This is a genomic window from Burkholderia pyrrocinia, assembly GCF_001028665.1.
Taxonomy (GTDB): Bacteria; Pseudomonadota; Gammaproteobacteria; order Burkholderiales; family Burkholderiaceae; genus Burkholderia; species Burkholderia pyrrocinia.
In genome coordinates, this window is sequence record NZ_CP011503.1 from 1,527,162 (window position 1) to 1,551,620 (window position 24,459).

At 67.4% G+C, this 24,459-nt stretch carries 26 protein-coding genes, 1 tRNA gene and 1 riboswitch; of the genes, 15 read left to right on the plus strand and 12 right to left on the minus strand.

Annotation, left to right across the window (positions count from 1 at the left end; all coding sequences use genetic code 11):
• Positions 1-8: 8 nt before the first annotated feature.
• From ABD05_RS06975 to metF, 4 genes are all read left to right on the plus strand, one after another.
• On the plus strand, positions 9-743 hold the full coding sequence (locus ABD05_RS06975; RefSeq protein ID WP_047899528.1) for an RNA polymerase sigma factor FliA: 735 nt from the start codon (positions 9-11) through the stop codon (positions 741-743).
• An 85-nt stretch (positions 744-828) separates the two neighbouring features.
• A riboswitch (S-adenosyl-L-homocysteine riboswitch) is annotated at positions 829-944 on the plus strand.
• Between the two features lie 32 nt (positions 945-976).
• Complete coding sequence (gene ahcY / locus ABD05_RS06980; RefSeq protein ID WP_047899529.1) at positions 977-2,395, plus strand: adenosylhomocysteinase; 1,419 nt, start codon at positions 977-979, stop codon at positions 2,393-2,395.
• A gap of 104 nt (positions 2,396-2,499) precedes the next feature.
• The gene (locus tag ABD05_RS06985; protein WP_011882923.1) at positions 2,500-2,853 is read left to right on the plus strand and encodes a phage holin family protein; all 354 of its coding nucleotides are present in this window, start codon (positions 2,500-2,502) and stop codon (positions 2,851-2,853) included.
• Between the two features lie 39 nt (positions 2,854-2,892).
• Positions 2,893-3,723: a methylenetetrahydrofolate reductase [NAD(P)H] gene (metF, locus tag ABD05_RS06990; protein ID WP_047899530.1), complete on the plus strand. Its 831-nt coding sequence runs from the start codon at positions 2,893-2,895 to the stop codon at positions 3,721-3,723.
• A 90-nt stretch (positions 3,724-3,813) separates the two neighbouring features.
• Here the strand turns inward: metF and ABD05_RS06995 are convergent, their stop codons facing one another.
• Positions 3,814-5,292, minus strand: coding sequence for an amidase (locus ABD05_RS06995; RefSeq protein WP_047899531.1), 1,479 nt, complete (start codon positions 5,290-5,292; stop codon positions 3,814-3,816).
• Between the two features lie 81 nt (positions 5,293-5,373).
• Positions 5,374-6,066: a dienelactone hydrolase family protein gene (locus ABD05_RS07000; protein ID WP_047899532.1), complete on the minus strand. Its 693-nt coding sequence runs from the start codon at positions 6,064-6,066 to the stop codon at positions 5,374-5,376.
• 224 nt (positions 6,067-6,290) lie between these two features.
• Here ABD05_RS07000 and ABD05_RS07005 point away from each other — a divergent pair, with 224 nt between their 5' ends.
• Together ABD05_RS07005 and ABD05_RS07010 are read left to right on the plus strand one after the other, a co-directional pair.
• Entirely contained in the window at positions 6,291-7,370 is a 1,080-nt protein-coding gene (locus tag ABD05_RS07005; protein WP_047899533.1) for an NAD(P)H-dependent flavin oxidoreductase, read from the plus strand.
• Between the two features lie 426 nt (positions 7,371-7,796).
• Positions 7,797-8,939 (plus strand): branched-chain amino acid ABC transporter substrate-binding protein, encoded by a 1,143-nt coding sequence (locus ABD05_RS07010; protein WP_047899534.1) that lies wholly within the window; start codon positions 7,797-7,799, stop codon positions 8,937-8,939.
• Between the two features lie 85 nt (positions 8,940-9,024).
• Here ABD05_RS07010 and ABD05_RS07015 read toward each other — a convergent pair whose 3' ends face one another.
• Positions 9,025-10,242, minus strand: coding sequence for an MFS transporter (locus tag ABD05_RS07015; RefSeq protein WP_047899535.1), 1,218 nt, complete (start codon positions 10,240-10,242; stop codon positions 9,025-9,027).
• Positions 10,243-10,607: 365 nt separating this feature from the next.
• Between ABD05_RS07015 and ABD05_RS07020 the strand changes: the two genes are divergently transcribed.
• From ABD05_RS07020 to ABD05_RS07030, 3 genes are all read left to right on the plus strand, one after another.
• Positions 10,608-11,267 carry a HugZ family pyridoxamine 5'-phosphate oxidase gene (locus tag ABD05_RS07020; RefSeq protein WP_047899536.1) on the plus strand — a complete coding sequence of 220 codons (660 nt, stop codon included), beginning with the start codon at positions 10,608-10,610 and terminating at the stop codon, positions 11,265-11,267.
• A gap of 356 nt (positions 11,268-11,623) precedes the next feature.
• Positions 11,624-11,917: an H-NS histone family protein gene (locus ABD05_RS07025; RefSeq protein ID WP_006491875.1), complete on the plus strand. Its 294-nt coding sequence runs from the start codon at positions 11,624-11,626 to the stop codon at positions 11,915-11,917.
• Positions 11,918-12,156: 239 nt separating this feature from the next.
• Positions 12,157-13,314, plus strand: a complete 1,158-nt coding sequence (locus ABD05_RS07030; RefSeq protein ID WP_047899537.1) for a cation diffusion facilitator family transporter — start codon at positions 12,157-12,159, stop codon at positions 13,312-13,314.
• A 42-nt stretch (positions 13,315-13,356) separates the two neighbouring features.
• Here the strand turns inward: ABD05_RS07030 and ABD05_RS07035 are convergent, their stop codons facing one another.
• The 3 genes from ABD05_RS07035 to ABD05_RS07045 all read right to left on the minus strand — a co-directional run bounded on the left by ABD05_RS07035 (position 13,357) and on the right by ABD05_RS07045 (position 15,207).
• On the minus strand, positions 13,357-13,827 hold the full coding sequence (locus ABD05_RS07035; protein ID WP_006477376.1) for an Lrp/AsnC family transcriptional regulator: 471 nt from the start codon (positions 13,825-13,827) through the stop codon (positions 13,357-13,359).
• Between the two features lie 79 nt (positions 13,828-13,906).
• Positions 13,907-14,566 (minus strand): 3'-5' exonuclease family protein, encoded by a 660-nt coding sequence (locus tag ABD05_RS07040; protein WP_047899538.1) that lies wholly within the window; start codon positions 14,564-14,566, stop codon positions 13,907-13,909.
• On the minus strand, positions 14,563-15,207 hold the full coding sequence (locus tag ABD05_RS07045; protein WP_047899539.1) for an MBL fold metallo-hydrolase: 645 nt from the start codon (positions 15,205-15,207) through the stop codon (positions 14,563-14,565). The genes ABD05_RS07040 and ABD05_RS07045 overlap by 4 nt, the downstream gene beginning before the upstream one ends.
• 655 nt (positions 15,208-15,862) lie before the next feature.
• Here ABD05_RS07045 and ABD05_RS07050 point away from each other — a divergent pair.
• A complete protein-coding gene (locus tag ABD05_RS07050; RefSeq protein ID WP_047901112.1) occupies positions 15,863-16,474 on the plus strand; it encodes a septal ring lytic transglycosylase RlpA family protein in 612 nt (203 codons plus the stop codon).
• A 79-nt stretch (positions 16,475-16,553) separates the two neighbouring features.
• Here ABD05_RS07050 and rsmI read toward each other — a convergent pair whose 3' ends face one another.
• Complete coding sequence (gene rsmI / locus ABD05_RS07055) at positions 16,554-17,432, minus strand: 16S rRNA (cytidine(1402)-2'-O)-methyltransferase (protein ID WP_047899540.1); 879 nt, start codon at positions 17,430-17,432, stop codon at positions 16,554-16,556.
• 46 nt (positions 17,433-17,478) lie between these two features.
• Between rsmI and ABD05_RS07060 the strand changes: the two genes are divergently transcribed.
• The 5 genes from ABD05_RS07060 (at position 17,479) to ABD05_RS07080 (ending at position 19,931) form a co-directional block, all read left to right on the plus strand.
• Positions 17,479-17,904 carry a YraN family protein gene (locus tag ABD05_RS07060; RefSeq protein ID WP_175804835.1) on the plus strand — a complete coding sequence of 142 codons (426 nt, stop codon included), beginning with the start codon at positions 17,479-17,481 and terminating at the stop codon, positions 17,902-17,904.
• 126 nt (positions 17,905-18,030) lie between these two features.
• A complete protein-coding gene (locus ABD05_RS07065; RefSeq protein ID WP_047899542.1) occupies positions 18,031-18,612 on the plus strand; it encodes an SIS domain-containing protein in 582 nt (193 codons plus the stop codon).
• Positions 18,613-18,629: 17 nt separating this feature from the next.
• Positions 18,630-19,430, plus strand: coding sequence for a BON domain-containing protein (locus ABD05_RS07070; protein ID WP_047901113.1), 801 nt, complete (start codon positions 18,630-18,632; stop codon positions 19,428-19,430).
• Positions 19,427-19,789, plus strand: coding sequence for a c-type cytochrome (locus tag ABD05_RS07075; RefSeq protein WP_047899543.1), 363 nt, complete (start codon positions 19,427-19,429; stop codon positions 19,787-19,789). The genes ABD05_RS07070 and ABD05_RS07075 overlap by 4 nt, the downstream gene beginning before the upstream one ends.
• A 66-nt stretch (positions 19,790-19,855) precedes the next feature.
• A tRNA-Ala gene (locus tag ABD05_RS07080) sits at positions 19,856-19,931 on the plus strand.
• Between the two features lie 88 nt (positions 19,932-20,019).
• Here the strand turns inward: ABD05_RS07080 and ABD05_RS38855 are convergent.
• From ABD05_RS38855 to ABD05_RS07100, 5 genes are all read right to left on the minus strand, one after another.
• Positions 20,020-20,169 carry a hypothetical protein gene (locus ABD05_RS38855; protein WP_238594101.1) on the minus strand — a complete coding sequence of 50 codons (150 nt, stop codon included), beginning with the start codon at positions 20,167-20,169 and terminating at the stop codon, positions 20,020-20,022.
• 3 nt (positions 20,170-20,172) lie between these two features.
• Entirely contained in the window at positions 20,173-20,331 is a 159-nt protein-coding gene (locus ABD05_RS38860; protein ID WP_238594102.1) for a hypothetical protein, read from the minus strand.
• A gap of 122 nt (positions 20,332-20,453) precedes the next feature.
• Complete coding sequence (locus ABD05_RS07090; RefSeq protein ID WP_047901114.1) at positions 20,454-21,851, minus strand: enolase C-terminal domain-like protein; 1,398 nt, start codon at positions 21,849-21,851, stop codon at positions 20,454-20,456.
• A 62-nt stretch (positions 21,852-21,913) separates the two neighbouring features.
• On the minus strand, positions 21,914-23,254 hold the full coding sequence (locus tag ABD05_RS07095; RefSeq protein WP_047899544.1) for an MFS transporter: 1,341 nt from the start codon (positions 23,252-23,254) through the stop codon (positions 21,914-21,916).
• A 201-nt stretch (positions 23,255-23,455) separates the two neighbouring features.
• Positions 23,456-24,442 (minus strand): LysR family transcriptional regulator, encoded by a 987-nt coding sequence (locus ABD05_RS07100; RefSeq protein ID WP_047899545.1) that lies wholly within the window; start codon positions 24,440-24,442, stop codon positions 23,456-23,458.
• Between the last annotated feature and the right edge of the window lie 17 nt (positions 24,443-24,459).

Below are 24,459 nucleotides of genomic sequence, written 5' to 3' on the forward strand. Positions count from 1 at the left end.
AGAGAGCCATGATGTACAACGCTCAAGGAAAGATGTCCCAGTCCGACGTGCTCGCGCAATATGCGCCGCTCGTGCGTCGCCTCGGGCTGCAGCTCGTCGCGAAGATGCCGGCGAGCGTCGACCTCGACGACCTGATCCAGGCCGGCATGATCGGCCTGATGGACGCGGCCGGCCGCTACAAGGAAGACCAGGGCGCGCAGTTCGAGACCTACGCGACGCAGCGCATCCGCGGCGCGATGCTCGACGAACTGCGCAGCAACGACTGGCTGCCGCGCAGCCTGCGCAAGACGTCGCGCGAGGTCGAGCACGCGGTGCATCAGGTCGAGCAGCATCTCGGCCGCTCGGCGAGCGAGACCGAGATCGCGCAGCACCTGAACATGCCGCTCGACGAATACCAGGGGATGCTGCAGGACCTGCACGGCAGCCAGCTCATCTACTACGAGGATTTCGACCGCGCGGCCGACGACGAGCCGTTTCTCGACCGCTATCGCGTCGATCACGCCGATCCGCTGTCGTCGCTGCTCGACGAGCACCTGCGCGAGGCGCTCGTCGAGGCGATCGAGCGGCTGCCGGAGCGCGAGAAGCTGCTGATGTCGCTGTACTACGAACGGGGTCTGAATCTGCGCGAGATCGGCGCGGTGCTCGAAGTGAGCGAATCGCGCGTGTGCCAGCTGCACAGCCAGGCCGTCGCGCGGCTGCGCGCGCGGCTGCGCGAACAGGCGTGGGTCGGCGCGGAGTCCTGACCCTTTCTCGACGACAACGCGCGCCGACGCCGCGCGCTTCGTCCGCTTGCGCATTTCGCGCGCCGATTTGCTACAATCCCTCCCGTTTTCCGAGGAGCGTTGCGACGGACCATCCTGCGTCCGCCAGGCTCGGAAGGCTTCACCAAGCAGCCGTGCGGCACATTCGCGCCGGCCCCGCTTCCTGAACGGCGCTCACGTCACCAATCTAGAAACTTTTTAGAAAGGAGGGCGTGATGAACGCCATTATCGATTCGCAAGCTTCCAAGGATTACGTCGTCGCCGACATGGCGCTGGCCGGCTGGGGCCGCAAGGAACTGAACATCGCCGAGACCGAAATGCCGGGCCTCGTGCAGATCCGCGACGAATACAAGGCGCAGCAGCCGCTGAAGGGCGCGCGCATCGCCGGTTCGCTGCACATGACGATCCAGACCGGCGTGCTGATCGAGACGCTGAAGGCGCTCGGCGCGGACGTCCGCTGGGCCTCGTGCAACATCTTCTCGACGCAGGACCACGCAGCGGCCGCGATCGTCGAAGCCGGCACGCCGGTGTTCGCGTTCAAGGGCGAATCCCTCGACGAATACTGGGAATTCTCGCACCGCATCTTCGAATGGCCGAACGGCGAATTCGCGAACATGATCCTGGACGACGGCGGCGACGCAACGCTGCTGCTGATCCTCGGTTCGAAGGCCGAGCAGGACCGTTCGGTGATCGCGAAGCCGACCAACGAGGAAGAAGTCGCGCTGTACAAGTCGATCGCGAAGCACCTCGACATCGACGCGACCTGGTACTCGAAGCGCCTCGCGCACATCAAGGGCGTGACCGAAGAAACCACGACCGGCGTGCACCGCCTGTACCAGATGGAAAAGGACGGCCGCCTGCCGTTCCCGGCGTTCAACGTGAACGATTCGGTCACGAAGTCGAAGTTCGACAACCTGTACGGCTGCCGTGAATCGCTCGTCGACGGCATCAAGCGCGCGACCGACGTGATGATCGCGGGCAAGGTCGCGGTCGTCGCCGGCTACGGCGACGTGGGCAAGGGCTGCGCGCAGTCGCTGCGCGGCCTTGGCGCGACCGTGTGGGTGACCGAAATCGATCCGATCTGCGCGCTGCAGGCGGCGATGGAAGGCTACCGCGTCGTGACGATGGAATACGCGGCCGACAAGGCCGACATCTTCGTGACGGCCACCGGCAACTTCCACGTGATCGGCCACGATCACATGAAGGCGATGCGCCACAACGCGATCGTCTGCAACATCGGCCACTTCGACTCGGAAATCGACGTCGCGTCGACCCGCCAGTACCAGTGGGAAAACATCAAGCCGCAGGTCGACCACATCATCTTCCCGGACGGCAAGCGCGTGATCCTGCTGGCGGAAGGCCGCCTCGTGAACCTCGGCTGCGCGACCGGCCACCCGTCGTTCGTGATGTCGAACTCGTTCGCGAACCAGACGCTCGCGCAGATCGAGCTGTTCGTGCGCGGCGCCGAGTACGAGAACAAGGTGTACGTGCTGCCGAAGCATCTCGATGAAAAGGTTGCGCGCCTGCACCTCGCGCGCATCGGCGCGAACCTGTCCGTGCTGTCGGACGAGCAGGCTTCGTACATCGGCGTGCAGAAGGACGGCCCGTTCAAGCCGAACCACTACCGCTACTGATGCGCCGCCGCCTTCCCGAGCGCGCCGCGTCGCCGACGAGGCGGCGCACGCGGGGCGGCGGCCGCTGACCGTACCGAAGATCGACAACAGAACCGGAGCACTTCATGAGCGTCATCCTCACCTGGGTCATCAATGCGCTCGCGCTGCTGATCATCACGTACCTCGTGCCGTCGATCCACATCAAGAGCTTCGGCACCGCGCTGATCGTCGCGGTCGTGCTCGGCCTGATCAACACGGTGATCCGCCCGGTGCTGATCCTGCTGACGCTGCCCGTCACGATCGTCACGCTCGGGGTGTTCATCCTCGTCGTGAACGCGCTGTGCTTCTGGTTCGCGTCGTCGCTGCTGAAGGGCTTCGAGGTGTCGGGGTTCTGGTCCGCGTTCTTCGGTTCGATCCTGTACAGCATCGTGTCGTGGCTGCTGTCCGCGCTGATCTTCGGCCAGCGCGACATCGGCTGAGGGCGGGGCTTAAAGGGGCAGGGCTTAACCTACCGAATCATGAAACCGATCGAACTTTCGTTTGAATTCTTTCCGCCGAAGACGGCGGACGGCGTCGAAAAGCTGCGCGCGACGCGTGCGCAGCTGCTGCCGCTGAAGCCGAAATTCGTCTCCGTGACGTTCGGCGCAGGCGGCTCGACGCAGCAGGGCACGCTCGATACCGTGCTCGACATGCAGAAGGACGGCCTCGAGGCCGCGCCGCACCTGTCGTGCATCGGTTCGTCGCGCGACAGCCTGCGCGCGATCCTCGACCAGTACCGCTCGCACGGCATCCGGCATATCGTCGCGCTGCGCGGCGACCTGCCGTCGGGGATGGGCGCGGTCGGCGAGCTGCGTTATGCGTCCGAGCTCGTCAGCTTCATCCGCGCCGAGCATGGCGACTGGTTCCACATCGAGGTCGCCGGTTATCCGGAGTACCACCCGCAATCGCGTTCGCCGAAGGCCGATCTCGAGAATTTCGCGCGCAAGGTGAAAGCCGGCGCGAATTCCGCGATCACGCAGTACTTCTTCAACGCCGACGCGTATTTCCGCTTCGTCGACGATGCGCGCAAGCTGGGCGTGGACGTGCCGATCGTGCCGGGCATCATGCCGATCACGAACTTCTCGCAGCTGATGCGCTTCTCCGAGATGTGCGGCGCCGAAGTGCCGCGCTGGATCGCGCGCCGGCTCGAGAGCTTCGGCGACGATCGCGACGCGATCCGCGCGTTCGGTGCGGACGTCGTCACCGATCTGTGCCGGCGCCTGGTCGACGCGGGCGTGCCGGGGCTGCATTTCTACACGCTGAATGCAGCGACCGCGACGCGGACGATCTGCGAACGGCTCGCCATGTAAGCGCCACCGCGCGTTTTGCATGCGCACAAGCCCCGCCGGTTTTGCCGGCGGGGCTTTTTTTCGATGTTTGCCTCGAGAAGAGGCCGCGCGTCAGCGCTGCGCCTGCATTAGCGGCGGGCGGCGGTCGAACCACGGCCGCGCCTGTTCGAGCTGCCGCGCGAGCCTGAGCAGCAGCGCGTCGTCGGTGTGGCGCGCGACGAACTGCACGCCGATCGGCAGCCCGCGCGCATTCCAGTAGAGCGGTACCGACATCGCCGGCTGGCCGGTCAGGTTGAACAGCTCGGTGCAGCCGGCCCACGCGAACGCCTTCTCCGACGACTTCGCGAGCATTTCCTTCAGCAGCGGCTTCACCGGCAGCGCGGCGAGCAGCTTCATCTGCACCGATTCGAATGATGTGGGCTGCAGTTCGCCGATCTTCACCGGCGGCGCCGCGAGCGACGCGCACAGAATGGCGTCGTAGCGCGACACGAGGCCGGCAACCTGCACGGTGAGCTGGCGCTGCCACTCGAGCACGTCCGGCAGGCGCGTGCGCGCGAGGCGCCGGCCGACCACGGCCATCGCCCACGTCGCCGCTTCGAATTCGCCGCGCCGCGGCGCGCGGCCGGTCAACGCGCGCGCGCCGAGCACCATCTCCTCGGCGATCGTTGCCCACAGCGTGAGGAAGGTTTCAGCCGCGCGCGCGTAGTCGACGTGCAGCGTCGCCGGCTCGACATGGTGGCCGAGCGATTCGAGCAGCGCGGCCGCGTCGTCGAGCGCCGCGCGCGTGTCGTCGGCGAGCGCCGGCGCGAGCATCGGATCGACGACGAGGCCGATCCGCAGCGGGCCGGGCGGCGTATCGAGTTCGCCGAGGAACGTGCCGGGCGCGCCGTGCGGCAGCGTCTGGCCGGTCGTCACGTCGAGCAGCAGCGCGCTGTCGCGCACGCTGCGCGACACCGCATGCTGGACGACGAGCTCGCCGTTCGACGGCTGGTCGACGAGCATCGGATTGCGGCTCGGCTTCAGGCCGAACAGCCCGCAGCACGACGCCGGGATGCGGATCGAGCCGCCGCCGTCGGACGCATGCGCGAGCGGCACGATGCCGGCCGCGACGGCCGCCGCCGCGCCGCCGCTCGAGCCGCCGGGCGTGTGGTCGAGATTCCACGGGTTGCGGCACGCGCCGAACAGTTCGGGTTCCGTGTACGGCATCTGGCCGATCTCCGACGTGTTGGTCTTGCCGAACACGTTGAGGCCGGCCGCGCGGCTGCGCGCGATCACCGGCGAATCGTCGGCGGGCACGTAGTACCGGTAGTGCCGGCTGCCCATCGACAGCGGCAGCCCGGCGACCGCCGCGCCGAGATCCTTGACGAGATACGGAACGCCCGCGAACGGCGCGCCGGCGCCGGGTTCGGGTGTGGAGGCCGCACGCTGGCGCGCGGCTTCGTAGTCCTGCAGCACGATCGCGTTGATCGCGCCATTGACCGCTTCGGCCTGGCCGATCGCCGCGTCGAGCAATTCGCGCGGGCTTGCCTTGCGGTTGCGCACGAGCGCGGCGAGGCCGATCGCGTCATGCGCGAGATAGTCCGAGTGCATCGCTGTCACCCCCGTTGTGACTCGTGGCGATGAAGGGAGCATAACGCGGGCCCGGCGTGATGGGCCCGCGGCCGGGCGTTGTTACAGGTGCTCGGCGAGGAACGTCAGCGTGCGGCCGTGCGCGAGCGCCGACGCGCGCTGGTTGTAAGACGCGCGGTCCGTGCAGTTGAAGCCGTGCTCGGCGCCCGGATACACGTGGAAGGAGGCGTGGCCGTGGCCGGCGAACGCGGCCTTCACTTGATCGACGGCCGAGAGCGGGATCCCGTGGTCGTTTTCCGCGTAGTGGAACAGGATCGGCTGCGTGACCTTGCCGGCCAGATCGAGCGCGTTCTGGATGCCGCCGCCGTAATAGGCGACCGCCGCGTCGAGCTTGCCGGTCGCGGCCGCGCGGTACGCGAGCTGGCCGCCGAAGCAGTAGCCGATCGCGGCGATCTTGCCGGCCACTTCGGGGCGTGCGCGCAATGCGTCGGCCGCTGCGCCGATATCCGCGACCGCGAGACCCACGTCGGTCTTTTTCATCAGCTCGATGCCCTTGTCGCGATCCGCGCCTTCGTAGGTCAGTTCGACGCGCGGCTGCGTGCGCCAGAACACGTCCGGCGCGAGCGCGACGTAGCCGTCGGACGCGTACTGGTCGGCGACCGCGCGGATGTGCGAGTTCACGCCGAAGATCTCCTGGATGATGATGACGGCAGGGCCCTTGCCGCGCTTGGGCAGCGCGAGATAGCCGCCGAAGCTGTCGTTACCGGTCGGGATGTCGATCCATTGGGCAGTCACGTTTTGAACTCCTGGCGAACGGGGGGCGCCGCGCGCGCCCCGAGGGTGGAAGAGGGCGGCCTAGTGTGCCACCAATCGTCCGGTACTGCAGCGCACGCGCCCGCTTCTCGCGCAGCGATCGTTTCGATCTCGATTATTCATTTTTCGGCGGCGAGCCGCTTCGATAGAGTCGATGTGCCGGCTTTTACAAAGCGCTTTCGCGCATCGTCATCGAAGGATTCGTCATGCCTGCCCATCTGTATTCCACGCCCTTTTCCGAACGCTTCGGCCTGCGCCTGCCGCTCGTGCAGGCGCCGATGGTCGGCGCGACCACGGCCGCGATGGTCGCCGCCGCATCGAACGCCGGCGCGCTCGGCAGCCTCGGCGCCGGCGCGTTCGAGCCCGAGCGCCTCGCGACCGAAGTCGCGGCGATCCGCGCGGCGACCGATCGCCCGTTCGCGGTCAACCTGTTCGTGCTGCCGGACGCCGCGCCCGATGCGGCGACCGTCGCGCGCGCACTCGCGGCGATCGACCCGCTGAACGCGACGCTCGGGCTGCCGCCGGGCACCGCACCCGCGCGTTATGCGCCCGACTTCCGCGCGCAGCTCGATGCGCTCGTGTCGTTGCGCGTGCCGGTCGCGAGCTTCACGTTCGGTGTGCTCGACGCGGCCGACGTCGCGCGCCTGAAAGCTGCCGGCACCTATGTGATCGGCACCGCGACGCACGTCGCCGAAGGGCTCGCGTGGCAGGCGGCCGGCGCCGACGCGCTGTCCGCGCAGGGCGCCGAGGCGGGCGGCCATCGCGGTACGTTCATCGGTTCCGCCGACGATGCGCTGATCGGCACGTTCGCACTCGTGCCGCAGCTCGTCGACGCGACGGCGCTGCCGGTGCTCGCCGCGGGCGGCATCATGGACGGCCGCGGGATCGCGGCCGCGCTCGCGCTCGGCGCGCAGGGCGCACAGCTCGGCACCGCGTTCCTGACCTGCGCGGAAAGCGCGATCGCGGCGGACTGGAAGGCACGCCTTCTGGCTTGCGCGGACACGTCGACGCAGGTCACGCGCGCGATCACCGGCCGCCATGCGCGCGGGCTGCGGAACACGCTGATGGCGCGGCTCGGCGAACGCGTGGCCGACGTCGCGCCGTACCCGGTGCAGAACGCGCTGACGCAGCCGCTGCGCCAGGCCGCCGCGCGCGCGAACGACGGCGATTACCTGTCGCTGTGGGCCGGCCAGGGCGCGCCGCTCGCGCGGCGGCGCGGCGATGCGCTGACGACGTCGCAGCTCGTCGCTGCGCTCGACGCAGAATGGCGCGCGTCGGCCGCCTGAATCGTTCGTATCGAACGACGAAACGACGAAACGCGCGGGTTGTCACGCGCGTTTCATTCAATGATCACGGGCACAAAATACCGAATCGAAATGCCCCGGGAATCTTTTGAAACGACCTTTCGGCAAGCTGCCGGAAATTAGCGGAAACCCTTATCCGGCGGGGCTTGTGGCGATATTCGAGTCATCATTCCACAGTGCGCATATCAGTAGTGTTACCACTACCCCAAAAAAGTCCCACAAATTAATTTGATCACCTACACTTGCGCGCAAGTACGGGCGGGTGGCTGCTAAAAGCGGCTGTTTTCACGTGCTTGAGGCCAAGTGCATGAACGATGCATCCGGCGAATCGTCCAGTGATTGCAAACACAGGGATGGCAGCGGGGCACCGGGCGATGGCGTTTATTGGGACCGAAACTGGAGACTTACATGAATATCAAAATGCAGAAGCTGTTGCCGATCACCGCTGCGGCGATGCTGTGCGTTGCAGCTGCAAGCAACGCGGCCGCCGATCAAGTCGTCAAGATCGGCCACGTCGCGCCCTTGACGGGCGGCATTGCACACCTGGGCAAGGACAACGAAAACGGTGCGCGTCTCGCCGTCGAGGAGATCAACGCCAAGGGTCTCACGGTCGGCGGCCAGAAGGTCACGCTGCAACTCGACCCGCAGGATGACGCGGCCGACCCGCGGCAGGCTACGCAGGTTGCGCAGAAGCTCGTCGACGACAAGGTCGTCGCCGTCATCGGCCACCTGAACTCGGGCACGTCGATCCCGGCCTCGAAGATCTACAGCGATGCGGGCATCGTGCAGATCTCGCCGTCGGCGACCAACCCGGCCTACACGCAGCAAGGCTTCAAGACCACGTACCGCGTGGTGGCGACCGATGCGCAGCAGGGCCCGGCACTCGCGAACTACGCGCACTCGAAGGGCATCAAGAGCGTGGCGGTGGTCGACGATTCGACCGCATACGGCCAGGGTCTTGCGAACGAGTTCGAGAAGAAGGCGAAGGCGCTCGGCCTGAAGGTGATGTCGCACGACGCGACGAACGACAAGGCGGTCGACTTCCGCGCGATTCTGACCAAGATCAAGGGTGAGAATCCGGACGCGATCATGTACGGCGGCATGGACGCGACGGGCGGCCCGTTCGCTAAGCAGGCGAAGCAGCTTGGCGTGCGCGCGAAGATCCTCGCGGGCGACGGCGTGTGCACGGAAAAGCTGGCCGACCTGGCCGGCGACGCGACCGACAACGTCGTGTGCTCGGAAGCGGGCGCTTCGCTCGAGAAGATGCCGGGCGGCAGCACGTTCAAGGCGAAGTTCGAGAAGCGCTTCGGCCAGCCGATCCAGATCTACGCACCGTTCACGTATGACGCCGTGTACATCGTCGTCGACGCGATGAAGCGCTCGAACTCGACGGACCCGGCGAAGATTCTCGCGGCGATGCCGGCGACGAACTACACGGGCGTGATCGGCACGACGACCTTCGACTCGAAGGGCGACCTGCAGCACGGCGTGATCTCGCTGTACAACTACAAGAGCGGCAAGAAGACGCTGCTCGACGAAGTGAAGATGTAACGCAACAGGCGGTCAACAGAAGGGGCGAAAGCGCGCATGCGGCAACGCATGCGCGCTTTCTTTTAGGGTGACGGGCGCCATGCGGTCAGATCTTCAGGTGCGCGAGCACCTTCGGCGCGACGGCCGCGACGAGCGCCGCGCACAGCGCGACGACCGACAGGCCGATCGTCAGGTTCGCGGCCTGCGCGACCGCGCCGATCACGACCGGACCGAACAGCAGTCCGAAATACGCGAGCCCGGCCACATGCGCGAGCCCTTCGGCCGCGTGGATGCCCTTCACGCGCGCGGCGGCCGCGAACAGCACGGGCATCATGTTCGCGAGGCCGAGGCCCATCAGCGTGAAGCCGGTCAACACGGCGGCCGGATAGGGCAGCAGCAGCGCGCCGATCATCCCCGCGCACGCGAGCGACGCGCTCGCGAACACCAGCTGCGGCGCGCCGAAGCGGGCGCGCACGGCGTCGCCCGCGAAGCGCGCGATGGCCATCCCGCCCGAGAACGCCGCGTACGCGGCGCTCGCGAGCGCGGGGCTCGCCGCGACGACGTCGCGCATGTAGACCGTCGCCCAGTCGTACATCGCGCCTTCGGCGATCAGCGCGACGAGCGCGATGCCGCCGAGCATCCACAGCGCGGGCGAGCGCCAGCGGTTGCCGCCGCCGTGCGCGTGTTCGTGGTGCGGCACATGCGGCAGCACGGCCGGGCTCGCAACCACGAGCACCGTGGCGCTCACTGCCGCCGCGAGCGCCAGATGCGCGGCCGGTGCCATGCCGGCCGACAGCAGCGCGCCGCCGGCCGCCGCGCCCGACATCCCGCCGATGCTGAACATCCCGTGCAGCGACGACATGATCGGCTTGCCGATCGCGATCTCGACTGCGCTGGCCTCGGCGTTCATCGCGACGTCGAGCGTCGCCATCGAGAAGCCGAACAGCGCGAGTACGCCGAGCAGCATCCAGTAGTCGGGCACGACGAGGATCAGCGCCGCGCACGCGGACATCACGAGCCCGCCCGCGAGGCACGCGGTGCGCGAGCCGACGCGCGCGATCCAGCGCGCGATGGTCAGCATCGCGGCGATCGAGCCGCCGGCGACCGCGAACAGCGCGATCGACAGCAGCCCGGGGCTCAGCGCGAACTTGTCGCGCACGGTCGGCACGTGCACGCCCCACGACGCGTACATCATGCCGGCGACGAAGAACAGCGCCATCGACGCGGTGCGCGCACGCTGGCGGGCCGGGAGCGACAGCACGCGATGCGCGTCGGGCGGCGCGGCGAACGGGGACGACGATTCGGGGGAGGTGGATTCGGACACGGAAGGCTCGTCTAGAAATGCGCGGACGCACGCGGCGTCCGTCGGAATCGTCCGATTCTATCGAACCGCTTACGATCCTGCCGGGTGTTGCCCGTGGGGAGGATGATCGGGCGATTTGGCGATTTGGCGATTTGGCGATCAGGCGATCAGGCGATCAGGCGATCAGGCGATCAGGCGATCAGGCGATCAGGCGATCAGGCGATCAGGCGATCAGGCGATCAGGTCACGTCGCGGCAGCGCGCCGTCCGTCCGGCGCCTCGCGCCGCATCGGCCGTTCGGCCGATACGCGGCGCGCAGCGCCCGCGGGTAACATCGAAGCACATGCGGCGTGCCCGAAGCGCCGCCCCTCGACCGCAGGAGTCCTCTTGAACATCGATCCCGCCTTCGCCCTGCATCTGCTGCACCGCTGCGCGCTCGGCACGCTTGCCACCCATGCGCGCGATCCGCAGGGATTCCCGTATCCGACGGTCGTCCCGTTTGCACCCGATGCAAGCCATCGTCCCGTGATTTTCGTGAGCGGCCTCGCCGAACACACGCGTAATCTTGCCGCCGATCCGCGCGCGGGTTTTCTCGTCGTCGACGCGCCCGACGGCGACGTGCTGAACGCCGAACGCGCGACGCTGCTCGGCCGATTCGTGCCGCTCGGCGACGATCCGCACGTCACCGCACGATACCTGCGCTACGAGCCGGACGCCGCGCGCTATCTCGCGCTCGGCGATTTCACCTTCTGGGCGCTCGATACCGAGCGGCTGCGCTATATCGGCGGCTTCGGGATTATGGGCTGGGTCGACGGCACGCATCTCGCTGCGCTGCCGCCGCTCGGGTTCGACGAGGAACAGGCGCTGTGGGACGCATACGATACCGGCGATGCGCGCCGCGACGGGCTCGACTTGCTCGGCGTCGATCGCCACGGCGCCGACTGGCGGTGCGACGGCCGCCGCGTGCGCACGCCGTTCGACGCGCCGCCGGCCGATGCCGGCGCGCTGCGCGACCGGCTGATCGCATGCGCGCGGGATGTGACGTGACGTCGCGGGCAACTCGGTTTGTCCATTAGGCAAGCTGCGTCATCCGATTTTCGCAAACCTGTCGTCCGATGAAAGCTTCGATTTTTCGTATGCAGGGTAATTGCGTATATTGATAGCCTTAATAGGCAATCGCTTATGTCCTAATCTCTGTGTAGGAACGTAAAAATTTGAGAAAAGGCCGCGGCCGGTCAAAATGACATGTGCGAATTACAATTGGTCTCGGGATTTTCGTGAATCTCGCTTCTATCAAATCTTTTTTGTGCTAATCTCTGCCTTCGAAAATCCGAGGCACATATATTTCATGAATGGTGAGCTGGCAGAAGACCGGCGCCATTGGTCAGATAGAAAGGGAAACTATGTCTTCTTACAAGGACCTGCTGGCCCAGCGGGAGAAGCTGGAGAAGCAAATCGAGGAAGCGAAGTCGCGTGAATACGCTGAAGTGCTGAATGACGTGAAGCAGAAAATTGCCGACTATGGCTTTTCGCTCGCCGAACTCGGTCTCAGCCGCGCGAAGGCAGGTAAGGTTGGCCGTCCGCGCGCAGGCGTGGCCGCGAAATACCGCGATCCGGAAACGGGCGCGACGTGGTCGGGCCGTGGCAAGCCGCCGCGCTGGATCGCCGGCAAGAACCGCGAACAGTTTGCGATTTAAACGTTTGTTTAAATCGTCTGCTCAAAAGAGCCGCGTGTCCGTTCAGGAGCGCGGCTTTTTTGTTTCCGGACGCCGGTCGGCACGCGAACAATGTCATGAAAATGTAATAATGCCGCGTGAATGAAAATGCGACACGTTCGTATAAGCGATTGATTTAAATAAGAAATTTGTGGGTATTGGCGGGGTTCGCGGGGCGCCTTTGCTAGAATTGCGTATCGCACACCGATATCTCATATTTCATGTCCACGTTTTCTGGCGACGCGCAAAGCGCAGATAAGCACGCTGTTGCGCGCAAGAGCACGCTCGTCAGTATTGTTCTGAATGTCGTGCTTGCGACATTTCAGATAGTCGTCGGCGCGATTGCGCATTCGCAGGCGTTGATTGCCGACGGTGTGCATTCGATTTCGGATTTGATCTCGGATTTCGTCGTGCTGGTTGCGAATCGGCATAGCGGCGCATCGCCGGATGCCGACCACAATTACGGACACAGCCGCTACGAGACGGTCGCGTCGCTGTTTCTCGGCGCGATCCTGATTGCGGTCGGAATCGGCATGCTCTGGCGCGCCGGCGACCGGCTCGTTAATCTCGAAAACATCCCGGCCGTCCATTTTTCCGCACTGATCGTCGCGCTGACTGTGCTCGTGTCGAAAGAAGCGCTGTTTCGCTACATGCTGCGCGAAGCGCGGCGCGTGCGCTCGGCGATGCTCGTCGCGAATGCATGGCATGCGCGTTCGGACGCCGCGTCGTCGCTTGTCGTCGCGATCGGCATCGTGGGCAGCCTGGCCGGCGTGCGGCTGCTCGACCCGATCGCGGCGGCGATCGTCGGCTTCATGGTCGCGCGGATGGGCTGGACGTTCGGCTATGACGCGCTGCAGGACCTGTCCGACCGTGCGCTCGACACGACCGACACGGCCGAAATCCGCGCGCTGCTCGCGGCGACGCCCGGCGTGCGCGACGTGCACGACCTGCGCACGCGCAAGATGGGCGATGCCGCGCTCGTCGACGCGCACATCCTCGTCGACCCGAAGATATCCGTCTCCGAAGGGCACTACATCGCCGAGACCGCGCGCGCACGCGTGCTGACCGACTCGCGCGTGCTCGATGCGCTGATCCACGTCGACCCCGAGAACGACGCGGCGCGCCGTCCGGCGCTCGCGCTGCCGCCGCGCGGCGAGATCGCGGCACGGCTCGAGGCCGCGCTCGCGCAGCGCGGGCTGCGCGCGGCGGCGATCAACCTGCATTACCTGAGTACGGGGCTCGAGATCGACGTGACGCTCGCGAGCGATCCGGGCGACACCGATGCGGCGCTGGCCGGCCGGCTCGACGCCGACGCGCTCAAGCGCGAGTTCGGCGCGCGCCGGATCGGCTTTACGCGCGCGATGCCCGGGCCGGCGTGACGCGACGCCCGCGAACGCGGGCCGGCCGTGCCGGCTTGCGCATTACAGCGGCAGTTGCGTGTCGAACTTGATTTCGCGCAGCACGACGCTCGTGCGCACCTGCGACACGGCCGGGATCTTGAAGATGCGTTCGTGCAGGAACACGTCGTAGGCCTTGATGTCGGGCGCGACGATCTTGAGGATGTAGTCAGCTTCGCCGGTCGTGCTGTAGCACTCGGTGACTTCCGGGCAGGTCGCGATCTCGCGCTCGAACTGCTCGACGCCGCCTTCGTTGTGGCGGGTCAGGTGCACGTGCGCGAGCGCGCAGACGTGCAGGCCGAGTTTCTCGCGATCGAGCAGCGCCGTGTAGCGCTGGATCACGCCCGACTGTTCCATGTCCTTGATGCGGCGCCAGCACGGCGTGCTCGACAGGCCGACCTGGTCGGAGATTTCCTGTACGGAACGGCGCGCGTCGAGCTGCAACAGGCGAAGGATTTTTTGCGAAAAGGAATCGAGCGTCACCTGCGCCTCCATGCGGCAGCTACAACATGCTGAATGTTAGAGGGCCGGGAAAGGAAAGGCAATCTGGCGCGGCGCTGTTGAGCGAGATTCGCTAATTTGTTCGCGGATCCGTGGGATTTTGTCCCGCCCCCGCGTTTTCCGACCGATCAGTGTCCGACACGGCGAGGCCCGCGAGCGCGGCCTGCTGCCGGCGCAGGTCGGCGAGCATGTTGCAGAACAGCGCGCCTTGCTCGATCGCGTCGTCGAGCGCGACGTGCGTGTGCGGGTGATCGTCGAACCAGTGCTTCGGAAAGCGCGGCTTGATCGCCTTGCGGTACGGCAGCCCCGTCATCGCGAACGCGAGCGTCTTGATGTCGAGCGCCGACCACGAGAACGGGCAGCGTCCCGCGAAGCGCATCATGTACCAGAACATGAACGTGAAGTCGAAACCGGCCGGCATCGCGACGAACACGGGCTTGCCGGGCAGCGCCTCGACCCAGTCGACGTACGCGACCAGCGCCGCGTCGGGCGCCTGCAGGTCGCGCCGGCACGCGGCCCATGCTTCGGGCTCCGTCTTCCACCACGCTTCCTGCACCGGATGCGCCTGCGCGCCGGGCAGCGTCTCGAGGTTCGCCGAGAACGTCGCGATCAGCTGCTTGTCCTCGGTATAGGCGGCCGATGCGAAGCTCAGCATCGAATGCGGGCCCGGAATCGGGCCGTCGGCCTCGACGTCGGTGCTGACGTAGATTTCCTGGATGGCGGTCTGGTTCATCCGAATGCCTTGTCGGACACGAACGGGTTCGTGCGGCGCTCGTCGCCGAACGTCGACACGGGGCCGTGGCCCGGCACGAACGCGACGTCGTCGCCGAGCGGCCACAGCTTTTCCTTGATCGAACGGACGAGGTCTTCATGATTGCCGCGCGGGAAATCGGTACGGCCGATCGAGCCCGCGAACAGCACGTCGCCGACGATCGCGACGCGATGTGCGCGGCTGAAGAACACGACGTGGCCCGGCGTATGGCCCGGGCAGTGATAGACCTCGAGCGTCTCGTCGCCGAACCGGACAGTGTCGCCGTCGTTCAGCCAGTGGTCGGGCTCGAAGGTTTCGGCGGCCGGAAAGCCGAAGCGCTCGCTCTGCATCGGCAGCTTCTCGATCCAGAAGCGCTCCTCTTCCTGCGGCCCCTCGATCGGCACGCCGTAGTGCGTCGCGAGCGTCTTCGCGCCCGCGCAGTGATCGATGTGCCCGTGCGTGAGCAGCACCTTCTCGACCTGCACGTTCTGCCGCGCGACTTCCTGTTCGATCCGGTCGAGATCGCCGCCCGGATCGACGACGGCGGCGCGGCCCGTCTTCTCGCAGACGAGCAGCGAGCAGTTCTGCTGGAACGGCGTGACCGGAATGAGCGTGACTTTCATGGAGACACCGACGGCTAAAAGGAGCGATTGTACCGGTCGCGCGCGCTGCCTGCCGCCCGCGTGGCGCACCGCGCGACGCGCGTCTGCGGGCAATCGCCGAGCATGTCGATTGTTACCGCCATAGAGAGAATCAATGGTCCGGCCGGGCCGCTTTTCGAGACGACGTTTTGATTTATGTATAATGCGCCCCATTGAGCGCGAATTTCGCGCAATTCGCTGGTGTTTCGACCCCGTTAAAAGAGGCGTCGGAATCACCGTCAAGCATCAGCCGCCGGGGAGTCCGGCGGTGTATCCAGCACCGAGCATTCGGTGCTCACGTCTTGTCCGGCCGGGTGCTGCGCGCCCGCCTGCGGCCCTGCTGCCGCGCCGCCGGATGAGGCCTGTGCCGCCGTTCCTGTGCGTTGGTCGTATCGACGCGCGCGAACGTGAAGCCATGTTCGATGGCGGCATGTGGGGTCTGGTCAGGCTGTTGGGGACAGGTTGCGCCAGACGTGAAAGCTAATCAGGACGGTTGCGGCATAGACGAAAGCCGCGCCCATGCTAGCCGCCTGCTCGCATTCGAGCGGGGCGTGCACGCATTTGCCGTCCGGGCCGCGTATGTGCGCTGTGAAGCAGCGTCTTGAAGGAGCGGCCCGAACCAGAAGGCGACACGTCGATGAACGTACGATTTCCGAGTCGATTCGGGACCATTGCATTATTTTTTGCGTTGACGGGCTGCGCGGTGCCACCCAGCCAGACCACCGGCAGCGCGAACCAGAAGAACGCGGTCGACAAGACGGCCGCTGCCGCGAAGGCGGACAACGACAAGCAGCAACTGAATTTCGATTCCGCACTGGCGTCGATGCCGGCTGCCGACGGCAAGGACGCGAAGAGGTCGTCGCTGGCGGATGCCGAGCCGATCGACGGCAAGGATGTGTCCGACTTCCGCCAGACGGGGCGCGCCTCCTGGTACGGGCGGGATTTCCACGGTCGCCGCACCGCGAACGGCGAGCGTTTCAACATGAACGCGCTCACCGCCGCGCACCGCACGCTGCCGCTGTCGTCGTACATCAAGGTGACGAACGCGTCGACCGGCAAGTGGGTCGTCGTGAAGGTCAACGATCGCGGGCCGTTCAAGCGCGGCCGCGTGCTCGACCTGTCGTATGCGGCCGCCAAGGTGATCGGCCTCGTGCACGCCGGCACGGGCCGCGTGAAGATCGAAGGGCTGTCGCCGCAGGAAGCGCGCGAGGCACGCGACGAAATGCTCGCGTCGATCTCGACGAAGTAACGCGGCGAATCCGTCCGCTCATGCACAAAGGGCTGCCTTCCGGCAGCCCTTTGTCGTTTCCGCGCGGCGCCGCCGCGCGTCAGCCTTCCTTCAGCACCAGCGCACGCGCATACAGCGCATTGCGCGACGCGCCCGTCAGCGCGGCCGCGAGCTTGGCCGCGCTCTTCACCGGTACTTCTTCCAGCAGCAGCCTGAGCAGCGCGTCGTGCGCGGTGTCGTCGGCTTCGCCGCTCGTCGCCGGCGCGCCTTCGACGACCAGCACGAACTCGCCGCGCAGCCGGTTCGCATCGCCGGCGAGCCAGGTCTGTCCTTCGGCCAGGGTGCCCTGGAACAGTTGCTCGTGTAGCTTGGTGAGTTCGCGCGCGATCAGCAGCCGGCGCGCGGGGCCGAATGCGTCGGCGAGCGCGGCGACGGTTTCGGCGATCCGGTGCGGCGCTTCGTAGAACACCAGCGCATACGGGTGCGACACCAGCGCCTGCAGCGCGGTTGCGCGCTGTTTGGCCTTCGGCGGCAGGAAGCCCGCGAACGTGAACGCGCCGGCCCAGTCGCCGGCCACGCTCAGCGCGGTCACGGCCGCGCTCGCGCCCGGCAGCGGGATCACCGCGAAGCCGGCGGCGCGCACTGCGTCGACGAGCCGCGCGCCGGGGTCCGAGATGCCGGGCGTGCCGGCGTCCGATACGTAGGCCACGCGTTCGCCGCCGCGCAGCAGTTCGATCACGCGCTGCGCGGCTTCGCGTTCGTTGTGCTCGTGCACGGCGACGAGCGGCTTCGAGATCCCGTAGCGGGCGAGCAGCTGGCCCGTGTTGCGGGTGTCTTCGGCCGCGATGCGGTCGGCGAGGCCGAGCACGTGCAGCGCGCGCAGCGTGATGTCGGCGGTGTTGCCGATCGGCGTGGCGACCACGTAGAGCGCCGCGTTCGGGTAGTGCTGCGTATGCGCGAGTTCGAGGAGGGCAGTCATGGCAGGCAATGCGCGCAATCGCGCCGCAGGCGGAACAAGGACGGCATTGTGCCACGCGGCGGCGCGGCCGGATGGCGGGCGCGGTTTGCCGCGCGCGGGCGACAACTTTTCCGATGCGGCGCGATCCAAACCGGTCGGCGCGGCATTCGAGCAGCGCGCGCGGCAGTTTCTCGAACGCCGCGGCCTCGCGTTCGTCGCCGCGAACGTGACGATGCGGCGCGGCGAGCTCGATCTCGTGATGCGCGAGCCCGACGGCATGCTCGTGTTCGTCGAAGTTCGTGCGCGGCGCAGCGTCCGTCATGGCGGCGCGGCCGCGAGTGTCGGCTGGCGCAAGCGGCGGCGCCTGGTCGCGGCGGCGCTCCAGTTCTGGGCGCGGCACGGTGCAGGTGCCGCGTGCCGTTTCGACGTCGTCGCGTTCGAGGCCGGGCGGCTCGCGTGGCTGCGCGACGCATTTCGTACCGACGATGCATAGCCGCGAGCTGTGACGAGATGTAAAGAGTTCTTGCCGAAGCCCCGGAGAGGGTGCCGGAGTACGGTAAACTCGCCGCACCCACGATGTCGCGCGATGCGTGCCACGCGCCCAGTTCACCAGGAATCGATGTCAGTCGAACGTATTCAGCAACAATTTCGCGACAGCGCCGCGCTTCACGCCGAAGCGGCCGACGCGCTGTCGTTGCCGATCGCAGCCGCGGTCGACGCGATGTTCGCCGCGCTGGCGAACGGCAACAAGATCGTCGCGTGCGGCGACGGCCCGTCGGCCGCCGCCGCGCACTATCTCGCGGTGTCGCTCGTCGGCGGCTTCGAGCGCGAGCGTCCGGGCCTGCCCGCGATCGCGCTGGCCACCGATGCATCGCAGGCCGGCCTCGCGGGCGCGGCCGCCGAGCAACTGTTCGCGCAACAGGTGCGCGTGCTCGGCCAGACCGGCGACATCCTGCTGGTGCTCGACCCGACCGGCGCGTCGCCGCGCGTGCTGGCGGCGATCGACGAAGCGCACGAGCGCGAGATGACCGTCGTCGCGCTGACGGGCGGCAGCGGCCACACGGTCGCGGCCGCACTGTCCGACACCGATATTCCGATCAGCGTGCCCGCCGTTCGCGCGGCGCGCATCCACGAAGTCCATCTGCTGACTATCCACTGCCTGTGCGACGGCATCGACGCGATGCTGCTGGGTGAGGATTGAACGAAGGAGAGCCGTCGATGAATCAAAGCCGCGTCAAACAGACGCTCGTCAGAACCACGCTGCTCGCCGCGCTGACCGCGGGCCTCGCCGTGTCGCTGCAGGGTTGCGTGCTCGGGGTCGTGGGTGCAGCGGCCGGCGGCGGCGCGCTGATCGCGACCGATCGCCGTACGCTCGGCGCGCAGACGGAAGATCGCGAGATCCAGGTCAAGGCGCTTTCGCAGATCAACAACGGGCTGCCCGACCAGTCGCACGTGAATGTGACGGTGTTCAACCGCCGGGTGCTGCTGACGGGCGAAGTGCCGAACGACGCGTCGAAGCAGCGTGCCGAGGAAATCGTGCGCGGCATCAACAACGTCAACGGCATCGTCAACGAGTTGTCGGTCGAGCCGGCGGCGTCGTTGTCGTCGCGCGCGAACGACTCGTACCTCGAAGGGCGCGTGAAGTCCGAACTGATCGCGACGAAGGGCATTTCGGCGAACTACTACAAGGTTGTCAGCGAGCGCGGCAACCTTTACCTGATGGGCCTCGTGACGGTCGACGAAGGCAATCGCGGCGCGGAAGCCGCGAGCCAGGTGCCGGGCGTCGAGAAGGTCGTGAAGGTGTTCCAGTACGTCAAGCCGCAGGACGCGCAGGCGCTGCAGGCTGCGTCGCCCGCGAGCGGCGCGTCCGGCACGCAGGCTGCCGCCGCGCCGGCGGACACCGCGACGGTCGGTGCGGTGCCCGACGCATCGGTGCAGTCCACGCCGCTGCAGCCGCCCGCGCCGATCTCGAATTCGTCGAACGTGCACCCGGGCAACCCGAAGGCGCCGTCGCAATGAAGAGCGTGCAGATGAAGCGGATGAAACGGTGGGTGGCGCAGGGCGCCACGGCCGCGGCGCTCGTGGCCGGCACGCTGGGCGCCGCGCACGCGGACGTCGGCGAAGGCCTGAAGGTGGCGCGCGGCAACGCATGCATGGGCTGTCACGCGGTCGACCGCAAGCTCGTCGGCCCGTCGTTCAAGGATATCGCCGCCCGCTACAAGTCCGATCCGCAGGCCGTGGCGAAGCTGCAGAAGAAGGTGAAGGAAGGCGGCTCCGGCGTCTGGGGTGCAATTCCGATGCCTGCGCACCCGCGGATGAGCGACGCCGACGTCCGTTCGGTGGTCGAATGGGTGCTGGCCGGCGCGCCGTCAAAGTGACGCGTCAGGGGTGATGAACCCCCTATTGCCAAGCGCGGAAATGCGTGTGTATGATGCTTGACTGTTGGGGCGGTAGCTCAGCTGGGAGAGCGTCGCGTTCGCAATGCGAAGGTCGGGAGTTCGATCCTCCTCCGCTCCACCAACGGAATTCGAAGGGCTCGGTCGTAAGACCGGGCCCTTTTTGTTTCTGGCTTCCCGGCAACCGCGGGCGGCGGGACGACCGGCCGCGACTAGGTCGCCAGCCCGTGGATAAACCTGAACGCCGGCACCGACAACGCGGCGAATGCCACCGTGATGACCGCGAGAATCGCCGTTCTCTTGCGCAGCAGCGCGAAGACCACGAGCGACAGCGCATAGAACGCGCAGGTCAGCAGGATCACCCATCAGAACGTTGCATACCCCGCGCCGCCTTCGAAGCTCGAAACGTTGCTCGTCAACCGCGGCGCGACATAACCGGCGACGGTCATGCTCGCGGGCAGGCACAGCACCGAATACAGAACGAAGAGGATGACCTGTCGTGGCGTCGGATCGGGAGACGTCATGGCGAATGTTTTTGGGGTGAACGGGGGCGCCGAACCGCACGCCGCGCGCACAGGTCCAGGCAGCCGGCAGGATGCGTCCGTTTCCGGTGTTTGGCAACCACCGCCCGCCGCCCACCCTCCCGTCACCCCCGCCCGAAACTCGGCCGCTTCGGATCGTACGTCCACCCCGGCACGAGATAGCGCATCGCCACCGCATCGTCGCGCGCGGTGCCGCCCACCTCGTTGTACAGCGAATGCGCGGCTTCGACCTGCGCCATGTCGAGCTCGATCCCGAGCCCCGGCCGTTCCGGCACGGCCACCTTGCCGCCGACGATCGCGAGCGGCTCGCGCGTGAGCCGCGCGTCGCCTTCCTGCCAGATCCAGTGCGTGTCGATCGCGGTGATCGTGCCGGGCGCGGCCGCCGCCGCATGCGTGAACATCGCGAGCGACACGTCGAAATGGTTGTTCGAGTGCGAGCCCCACGTGAGCCCCCAGTCGCGGCACAGCTGCGCGAGCCGCACCGAGCCCTGCATCGTCCAGAAATGCGGGTCGGCGAGCGGGATGTCGACCGCCTGCAGCCGCACCGCGTGATCCATCTGCCGCCAGTCGGTCGCGATCATGTTGGTCGCGGTCGGGATGCCCGTCGCGCGGCGGAATTCGGCCATCACCTCGCGGCCCGAATAACCGCCCTCCGGCCCGCACGGATCCTCCGCGTACGCGAGCAGATGGCCCTGGCCGCGGCACAGCGCGACGGCTTCGTCGAGCGACCACGCGCCGTTCGGGTCGAGCGTCGTGCGCGAGTCCGGGAAACGCGCCTTGATCGCCCCGATCGCTTCCATCTCGTCGGCGCCGGCCATCACGCCGCCCTTCAGCTTGAAGTCGGCGAAGCCGTAGCGTTCGACCGCGGCTTCGGCCTGCCGTGCGATCGCGGCCGGCGTGAGCGCCGCTTCGTTGCGCAGCCGGAACCACGGATCCGATGCGTGCGTCTCGTCGCGATACGGCAGATCGGTGCGGCGCCGGTCGCCGATGTAGAACAGGTACGCGAGCATCGGCACCGCGTCGCGCTGCTGGCCTTCGCCGAGCAGCGCCGCGACCGGCACGTCGAGATGCTGGCCGAGCAGGTCGAGCAGCGCGGCCTCGATCGCGGTGATCACGTTGTCGAGCCGCAGGTTGATCTCGTGCGGCTGGCGCAGCACGGCCGCTTCGCCGGCCGACGTCACCTCGTGCCGGATCGTGCGGCCCGCACCCGCGTCCGCGCCGGACAGCGCCGCGCGCACTGCGTTGAGCGTCGCCTGGTAGCGTCCGATCGACTGGCCGACCACGAGATCCGTCATGCGCTCGAGCGCGTGGCGGATTCCTTCGCCGCCCGGCACTTCGCCGACGCCGGTGTGCCCGCTGCTGTCGTCGAGGATCACGAGGTTGCGCGTGAAGTAGGGCGCGTGCGCGCCGCACAGATTGAGCAGCATGCTGTCGCGGCCGGCGACGGGAATCACCTGCATGCGCGTGACGCGCGGCGTGCCGGCACGGCGGGGTTCGGACATCGGTTCGCTCCTGGTTCCGGTGGCGCGCGGGCCGCCGGACGCGCCGGCGCGGCCCGCGCCGTTCAATGAAGCTCGACGCGGCGGATCTCGCCGACGACGAACAGGTAGCAGATCACGGCGACGAGTGCGTGCGCGACGACATAGACGAGCGCGCCGTTGAACGAGCCGCTGCGGTCGACGATATAGCCGATCGCGATCGGCGTCGTGATGCTCGACAGGTTGCCGCACGTGTTGAGCAGCGCGCCGCTCAGCCCCGCGATCTGGCGCGGCGCGGTGTCCGCGTTGACGGCCCAGCCGAGCGCGCCGAGCCCCTTGCCGAAGAACGACAGCGCCATGAACAGCACGACGAGCACGTGCGAATCGGTGTAGTTGCAGACGATCATCGACATCGACAGCAGCATGCCGAACACGATCGGCACCTTGCGCGCGACCGACAGCGACCGGCCCTGCTTGAGCAGCGCGTCGGACACGACGCCGCCGAGAATCCCGCCGAGGAACCCGCACACGGCCGGGATCGACGCGACGAGCCCCGCGTTGAGGATCGACATCCCGCGCGCCTGCACGAGATAGACCGGAAACCACGTGATGAAGAAATAGGTGAGCGCGTTGATGCAGTACTGCGCGACGTACACGCCGATCAGCATCCGGCTCTTCAGCAGCGCCTTCACGTGACGCATCGACGGGCCGCCGCCGTGCGCGCCTGTCGCCTGGTCGATGTTGACGAGCGCGCCGCCTTCGGCGAGGTAGTCGAGTTCCGCGCGGTTGATGTTCGGGTGGTCCTTCGGGTCGTACATCGTGCGGTTCCACACCGCGACGAACGCGAAGCCGAGCACGCCCATCACCGCGAACACCGACTGCCAGCCGAACGCGTGCACGAGCCAGCCCATCAGCGGCGCGAACACGACGGTCGCCGCGTACTGCGCGGCGTTGAAGATCGCCGACGCGGTGCCGCGTTCGGCGGCCGGGAACCATGCGGACACGATCCGGCTGTTGGCCGGAAACGACGGCGCCTCGGCCGCGCCGACCAGGAAGCGCAGCCCGAACAGCAGCGCGAACGCGGCCGCGCCGCCGAAGAAGCCGATCGTGCCCTGCAGCAGCGTGAACAGCGACCAGAAGAAGATGCTGAACGCATAGACGATGCGTGACCCGTAGCGGTCGAGCAGCCAGCCGCCCGGCAGTTGTGCGATCACGTACGACCAGCCGAACGCGGAGAAGATGAAGCCGATCTGCACGTGGCTCAGGTGCAGTGCGCGGGCGAGGCTCGGGCCGGCGATCGCGATCGCCGCGCGATCCGCGTAGTTGATCGTCGTGACCGCGAACAGGACGGCCAGCACGAGCCAGCGCACGCGCGTGCGCCGGGCCGTTGCCGACGCGGACGCCGGCAGCGCTTGAAGCGGATTCATGACTGTCTCCTCCGAAGGGCGGAAGGTGCCGTCGTGCGGCAGGCGCGTCGGGTGCGCGCGTTATTCGTGCAGGCGCCGCCGGCCGGAGGCCGGGCGCCGGACGCCGATGCAGGCAGGGCGTCCGGGCCATTCTGTCATGTCGAAAGCTGCGCTTTCATGCCAATTGCTGACTCGATCGATTCAGCATTTGAATCGATCGAGTCATTCGATCGCTCGGGCGCGCACGTCGTCCACCCCGTCGCCATGATGGCGCGCCACGTGCCGCGCGAGAAATTCGACGGCGGCGCGCACGCCGGGCAACTGGCCGCGCCGGTGCGGCATCAGCAGCGTCGTCGTGACGGTGCCGGCCCGCCAGCCGGGCAGCACCCGCGCGAGCGCGCCGGACGCGAGTGCATCGCCTGCGATCCAGTCGGGCAGGCAGGCCATGCCGAGACCGGCCATCGCAGCCTGCAGCAGCAGCGTCGACTCGTCGGCCTGCAGGCGGATGCGCGGCGCCACGTCGACGGTGTCGCCGCCGCGCTGCAGCCGCCACGGCTGCTGGCCCGGGTGGAGCCCGTCGTGCCGCGCGAGGTCGGCCGGTTCGTCCGGTGTGCCGGTACGCGCGAGATAGCCCGGCGACGCAACGACGATGATCGGCGACGTCGCGAGCGGCCGTTGCACGAGCGCGGAATCGGGGAGCGGGGCGAAATGGCTGCGCACCGCGATGTCGAAACCTTCCTGCGCGATGTCGACGAGGCGGTCGCTCGCATGAATCTGCAGCAGCAGCTTCGGGTGCGCGATGGCCAGCGCCGGCAGGCATGGCGCGAGGATGTGCTGCGCAACCGGCACCGAACTCGTGATCCGCACGATGCCGGCCGGTTCGGCGGCCTGCCGCAGCACCGCGTCGCGCGCGGTTTCGGCCTCGATCACGGCCGCGCGCGCATGCTCGAAGAACTCGGCGCCCACCGGCGTCAGCCGGAAGCTGCGCGACGTGCGATGCACGAGCCGCGCGCCGAGCGTGCGCTCGAGCTCGGCAACGCGCTTGCTCACCGTCGATTTCGGCAGGTCGAGCCGGCGCGCGGCCGCCGACATGCTGCCCGCGTCGACCGCCTGCACGAACAGATAGAGATCGTTCAGATTCACTGTCAGCGTCCACATGAAGAAACGACAGGTTTCGATTCTAGCGGCTATTGCGTGATCGTTCGCCATGGGAGCATGACCATTCG

Excerpts from the sequence above, each read along its gene's own strand:
- ABD05_RS07005 (WP_047899533.1), top strand. The coding sequence starts at position 6,291 with ATGCCTGCCCATCTGTATTCCACGCCCTTTTCCGAACGCTTCGGCCTG.
- ABD05_RS07065 (WP_047899542.1), top strand. The coding sequence starts at position 18,031 with ATGTCAGTCGAACGTATTCAGCAACAATTTCGCGACAGCGCCGCGCTT.
- ABD05_RS07075 (WP_047899543.1), top strand. The coding sequence starts at position 19,427 with ATGAAGAGCGTGCAGATGAAGCGGATGAAACGGTGGGTGGCGCAGGGC.
- ABD05_RS07035 (WP_006477376.1), bottom strand. The coding sequence starts at position 13,827 with ATGGAGGCGCAGGTGACGCTCGATTCCTTTTCGCAAAAAATCCTTCGC.
- metF (WP_047899530.1), top strand. The coding sequence starts at position 2,893 with ATGAAACCGATCGAACTTTCGTTTGAATTCTTTCCGCCGAAGACGGCG.
- ABD05_RS07100 (WP_047899545.1), bottom strand. The coding sequence starts at position 24,442 with ATGGCGAACGATCACGCAATAGCCGCTAGAATCGAAACCTGTCGTTTC.
- ABD05_RS07025 (WP_006491875.1), top strand. The coding sequence starts at position 11,624 with ATGTCTTCTTACAAGGACCTGCTGGCCCAGCGGGAGAAGCTGGAGAAG.
- ABD05_RS07045 (WP_047899539.1), bottom strand. The coding sequence starts at position 15,207 with ATGAAAGTCACGCTCATTCCGGTCACGCCGTTCCAGCAGAACTGCTCG.
- rsmI (WP_047899540.1), bottom strand. The coding sequence starts at position 17,432 with ATGACTGCCCTCCTCGAACTCGCGCATACGCAGCACTACCCGAACGCG.
- ABD05_RS07070 (WP_047901113.1), top strand. The coding sequence starts at position 18,630 with ATGAATCAAAGCCGCGTCAAACAGACGCTCGTCAGAACCACGCTGCTC.
- ahcY (WP_047899529.1), top strand. The coding sequence starts at position 977 with ATGAACGCCATTATCGATTCGCAAGCTTCCAAGGATTACGTCGTCGCC.
- ABD05_RS07040 (WP_047899538.1), bottom strand. The coding sequence starts at position 14,566 with ATGAACCAGACCGCCATCCAGGAAATCTACGTCAGCACCGACGTCGAG.
- ABD05_RS06975 (WP_047899528.1), top strand. The coding sequence starts at position 9 with ATGATGTACAACGCTCAAGGAAAGATGTCCCAGTCCGACGTGCTCGCG.
- ABD05_RS06995 (WP_047899531.1), bottom strand. The coding sequence starts at position 5,292 with ATGCACTCGGACTATCTCGCGCATGACGCGATCGGCCTCGCCGCGCTC.
- ABD05_RS06985 (WP_011882923.1), top strand. The coding sequence starts at position 2,500 with ATGAGCGTCATCCTCACCTGGGTCATCAATGCGCTCGCGCTGCTGATC.
- ABD05_RS07090 (WP_047901114.1), bottom strand. The coding sequence starts at position 21,851 with ATGTCCGAACCCCGCCGTGCCGGCACGCCGCGCGTCACGCGCATGCAG.
- ABD05_RS38860 (WP_238594102.1), bottom strand. The coding sequence starts at position 20,331 with ATGACGTCTCCCGATCCGACGCCACGACAGGTCATCCTCTTCGTTCTG.
- ABD05_RS07030 (WP_047899537.1), top strand. The coding sequence starts at position 12,157 with ATGTCCACGTTTTCTGGCGACGCGCAAAGCGCAGATAAGCACGCTGTT.
- ABD05_RS07095 (WP_047899544.1), bottom strand. The coding sequence starts at position 23,254 with ATGAATCCGCTTCAAGCGCTGCCGGCGTCCGCGTCGGCAACGGCCCGG.
- ABD05_RS07050 (WP_047901112.1), top strand. The coding sequence starts at position 15,863 with ATGAACGTACGATTTCCGAGTCGATTCGGGACCATTGCATTATTTTTT.
- ABD05_RS07010 (WP_047899534.1), top strand. The coding sequence starts at position 7,797 with ATGAATATCAAAATGCAGAAGCTGTTGCCGATCACCGCTGCGGCGATG.